This is a genomic window from Streptomyces sp. KR55 (assembly GCF_052245645.1).
GTDB lineage: Bacteria > Actinomycetota > Actinomycetes > Streptomycetales > Streptomycetaceae > Streptomyces > Streptomyces flavusporus.
In genome coordinates, this window is sequence record NZ_JBQQCE010000647.1 from 1 (window position 1) to 4,134 (window position 4,134).

Here is a 4,134-nt window from a genome sequence, read left to right on the forward strand (position 1 = left end):
GGGCGGCGTAGCGCCGCTCACCCAGCCCGAACAGTGCCTCGTCGACCGCCCGGCGGTACGCCGTGGCCGTGTCGTAGACCATGCCGCGCCCGGCGACCGCCTCCGCCAGCCGGTCCCGCGACAGCGCGGTGCCGGTGGCGTCGAGCAGGCTGAGCTCCTCGCCGACGCGCTGGTCGGTGACCGCGTACCAGTGGCGGGCCATGCCTCGCCCCGCCACCGCCTTCAGCCCGCAGGCGAGAGTGAGGAAGTGTTCCTGTCCGTCGGCCTCGTCCTGGCGGCCGAACTCGATCCAGCTGTAGCCGAGCCGCTCGGCGTGCGGGTGCTGCCCGCCGAGCAGCAGGTTCCACTCCATGCGCTTGCCGGGATCGGCGTCGGGCTCCACGCGGCGCGCGGACAGGTCGCCGTCCAGGAGGAATGGCAGGGTGAGGGCGAGGACTTTGGACTTGCCGGTGCCGTTGTTGCCGCGCAGCAGCAGACGGCCGTCGCGGAACCAGAACTCCTCGGTGTCGTAATAGAAGAGGTCGACCAGGCCGATGCGCAGCGGCCGCCACCGGCCGGGCACGGGGGTGGGCAGGGCGGTCACGAGTCCTTTGCCTTTCGCTCGGCGGACCATGCAGCCTGGGGAGGCGTGAGCTGCTGCGGGGGCGTACCCGCCTGTCGTACGACGGTCTCGCTGACCGCATAGCGGGCCAGCGCGGACAGGGGGACGACCCCGCCGGGTGTGCGGGTGACCAGGCCGAGCGCGGTCAGCTTGGTCAGCGCCTGCTCGACCAGTTCCGCCTCCGCGCCCGGTTGCTTGGCGGACTTCGACCAGAACCCGCCGTGCTCGGCGGCCAGTTCCCGCACCCTGCGCTCGAGGTCGGCCCGGCTCACCGCGCCGCCCGCGGCCGCGAGGTGCTCGGCGAGCAGCAGGGTGACGTGCCCGTGGGTGCCCTGCTCGGGCATGCGTACGTCGGTCAGGTCGTCCAGGGGGTCGACCATGGCGATGCCCTCGGCCCGTCCCTCCGCGACCAGGCCGGTCAGTTCGGTGATGCGTGCGGTGATGAAGGCGCGCTGGCGGGTCAGGTAGGCGAGCTCCTCGTCGGTGAGCTCGTCGTAGTACAGCACCGGGTCGTCCAGCAGGCGCCGGGTCAGCATCTGGCGGATGGCACGGAAGCGCAGTTCGTCACTGTCCAGAGCGCTCTCGGCGGTCAGCTCGGCCAGCCGGTCCTCGAAACCCTCGGCCGCGATCATCGAAGGGCCCCGGCGGGCGGCGAGCAGCCCGGCCAGGACACGGCGCTGAACGTCGTACAGCACATCGCCCGCACCGCTGACGTAGGCGTCCTCGTCCCCGGCCACCCGCCGCAGTACCCCGTACCGCATGAGCAGCCGTACCACGGCCGCCAGATCCAGTCGCTCGTCGCGCCGCTCCAGCGTGAACTCGATCCCGGCGGCGGCCAGGTGGGGATCGGCGGCGTCCAGGACGACCTGCTCGGCGAGCCGGCCGAGCGCGATCTGTGCCTCGCCCCGCTCCAGCGCGGCCAGCGCCAGGCACAGCAGCACATAGCGGCGGCGGGTGAAGGGCGCGCGGGCGCGGGAGGCCTCGCGCGCCGGATGGGTGGGGTCGGCCAGGGTGCCGGGCGTCCTGCCCAGCCGGGCGGACTCCGCGTCCACCCGCAGGGACCAGCCGGTGTTGCGGTCGAACCACTCGCGCAGTTCGGCGGCGTGCCGCCGCACGAGGCGGAACTCGTCGGCGTACGGGCCGTGCGCGAGCAGCAGCGGCTCCTTCAGCAGGGCGCGGGCGGCCTTCTGGAACTCGGCTGCGCGCCGACCGTCCAGCACCTCGCCCAGGGGCGTGGTCATCGCTCCTCCCACGTCGGGGTGTCGTCCATGCGTATGCGGCCGATCCGGGGGAGATCGGTGATCTCGACTTGGTGGTCGGGCCCGCGGAAGGTGCCGCCGGGTGTGCGGATCTCGGCCGTCGTACCGTCCGCCAGAGCCGTCAGCCGGATCTCCATCGAGCCGTCGTTGCTGGTCGCGACGGTCGTCGTCATGCCGGGCCGCCACGTGGCCAGGGCGTCACCGAGCAGCCCCAGGAACAGGCCGAAGGCCGCCGGGTCGAGCTCGCCGAGGGCGGACAGCCGTGTGGTGCCGTTCGTCGCGAGGCGGGCACGGGCGGCGGCGGTCTCCTCCGCCTGCCGGGCGGCGATCTCGGCGAGGCGCCGCCGCTGCTCGGAGCGGTCCTGTACCTTGCGGGCCTTGCCGCGTCGTTCGTAGCTGCCGGTGCGGCGCAGCTGCGGGCTGATCCGCAGCGGCTCGGCCTCGGCCCACGGGGTGGACGCGGCCACCGGGCGAACCGTGCGCCGGTCGAGGGTGTCGGCGTCGACGGTGAGGTGACGTGCGGGATATAGCCCGAAGGCGGCACGCCACAGCCGGTGCCGCGCCTCGTCGTCGGGGGCCTCGGCGAACCAGCGGGCCAGAGTGCGGAAGTCCGCCGAGCGGTCCGAGCGCCCGGCCCGCCGCTCGTTCAACTGACGTACGACCGTTAGGAGTTGCGGGATCGCCCCGAGGGCGCGGCCGCGCAGCAGGCGGGCCTGCGACTCGCGGCCGTCCGCGGACACGAACCAGGCGGCGAGCCCCGCCCAGCGCGCCGCCCACCGCTCGTACGCCCGCGCCTCGGCGCTCTCGGCCTCGTCCGGGGCGGCGTCGGCCGCCTCGCGGGCCGCAGCCAGCCGCAGCAGCGCCCTGGCCCGGCCCTGGTCCTCCAGCTCGCCGATGAGCAGGGCGATCCGTCCGCCCAGGGTGATCAGGTCCTGGATGAACCGCTCCAGGTACTGGATCAGCCGGTCCTTGTAGGCGAGGAACACATCGACCTCCACATCGTGGAGGTCGATGGTGCGCTGCAGCGAGCCCATAAACGCCCGCGCGTTCTCCGCCAGCGCCCCGAACCGGCCGGTCAGCGCGGACAGCGCCAGATGCGCCTTGGCCGCGTCCGGCTCCTGTTCGGCCGCGATCACCAGCAGGGCCCGCAGCTGGGTGACGATGTCGTGCAGCGCCACCGCCTGCAGCGCGCCGCGCCGCCCCAGCGCCTCGTCGTACGCGGACAGCGCCTGCTCGGCAGCCTCACCCGCCTGTGTGAGCTGGTAGATGAAGCGCTTGCGGTAGAAGTCCTCGACCGCCGTGACCCGGGAGGTGTCCGGATCCGCCCGCAGGTTGCCCCAATCGACGAGGCTGTCCAGGGCCTTGACCACCGTGTCTAGGTCGGCGGGCCGGTGTTCGGGTGGCAGCGCGCCGTGCACGTCCTCGGGCCGCAGGTGTACCGCGAAGCGCTCCTTGGCGGCCAGGAACGCGCCCATCACCCGGCGGTAGAGGGCGGCGTTGGGCACGGTGAGGTGGGCGAAGGGCGCGTACCCGGCCCGTGCCGGTCCGGAAGGCGACGACGTCATCGTTCCGGCATTCTCCCCGACGCACACCCCGCTCGGGCAATCGTGGCCAGGCCTTCACGCAGAGTCGCCCCGTGTTCCGGCTCCCCGCTGCTTCCCCACGGTCGGCCGTATGCCGCGAGCCTTCCCGGTGTCGATGCGGCTCGCGGACCCCTGCGGCCTGCCCGAGACCCGGGACGGGCGCGAGGCAGTCAGGGGTTGTTGACCGTCGTCTGGGCGCGTACACCAGCCACTGGTGCCGACGGGCGGGGAAGAGCTCGGGACGCCCCGCGGACGTGCTGGTGGAGGTACCATAACCGTATGGCTTTGAAGAAGACGACGGTGATGGTCGACGAGGAGTACCTGAAGATCATCAAGGAGGCGGCCGCGCGTGAGGGCCGGCCGGAGTCGGAGTACTTCCGCGAGGCGTTCCGCATCGCCGCGCTGCGGGCCCGCCGCTGGCCCGGCGAGTGGGACATTCCGGAGCTCGGCTTCGGTGGCCCGGTGACCGACGACGATGTACGGGCCGCCGCCGAGGAGGCCGCGAACCGCAAGTACGGCAGCTCCGGCAGCGCCGCGTGATCGTCATCGGGGACACCTCCGGCCTGGTGGCGGCGTTCAACACCGACGACCCCGAGCACGCGGCCACGCGCAGGGCGCTTGGCGAGGCATCGGCGACGGTGATTTCGCCGTTGGTGTTCGCCGAGATCGAGCACATCATCACCCGTAACAT

The 4,134-nt window shown here is 72.9% G+C and carries 4 protein-coding genes and 1 pseudogene; 2 read left to right on the forward strand and 3 right to left on the reverse strand.

The features are described from left to right. The 3 genes and pseudogenes from ACTWQJ_RS47490 to ACTWQJ_RS47500 form a co-directional block, all read right to left on the reverse strand. A pseudogene (locus ACTWQJ_RS47490) lies at positions 1–583 on the reverse strand (TIGR02680 family protein); the annotation flags it as partial. Further along, complete coding sequence (locus ACTWQJ_RS47495) at positions 580–1,842, reverse strand: TIGR02678 family protein (protein ID WP_443312586.1); 1,263 nt, start codon at positions 1,840–1,842, stop codon at positions 580–582. The gene ACTWQJ_RS47495 and the pseudogene ACTWQJ_RS47490, both read right to left, overlap by 4 nt. Next, a complete protein-coding gene (locus tag ACTWQJ_RS47500) occupies positions 1,839–3,425 on the reverse strand; it encodes a TIGR02677 family protein (protein ID WP_443312587.1) in 1,587 nt (528 codons plus the stop codon). The genes ACTWQJ_RS47495 and ACTWQJ_RS47500 overlap by 4 nt, the downstream gene beginning before the upstream one ends. 297 nt (positions 3,426–3,722) lie before the next feature. Between ACTWQJ_RS47500 and ACTWQJ_RS47505 the strand changes: the two genes are divergently transcribed. Next, complete coding sequence (locus ACTWQJ_RS47505) at positions 3,723–3,983, forward strand: ribbon-helix-helix domain-containing protein (RefSeq protein WP_443312588.1); 261 nt, start codon at positions 3,723–3,725, stop codon at positions 3,981–3,983. Then, positions 3,980–4,134 (forward strand): PIN domain-containing protein (locus ACTWQJ_RS47510; RefSeq protein WP_443312589.1); only part of this gene is annotated, 155 nt, incomplete at its 3' end. The genes ACTWQJ_RS47505 and ACTWQJ_RS47510, both read left to right, overlap by 4 nt.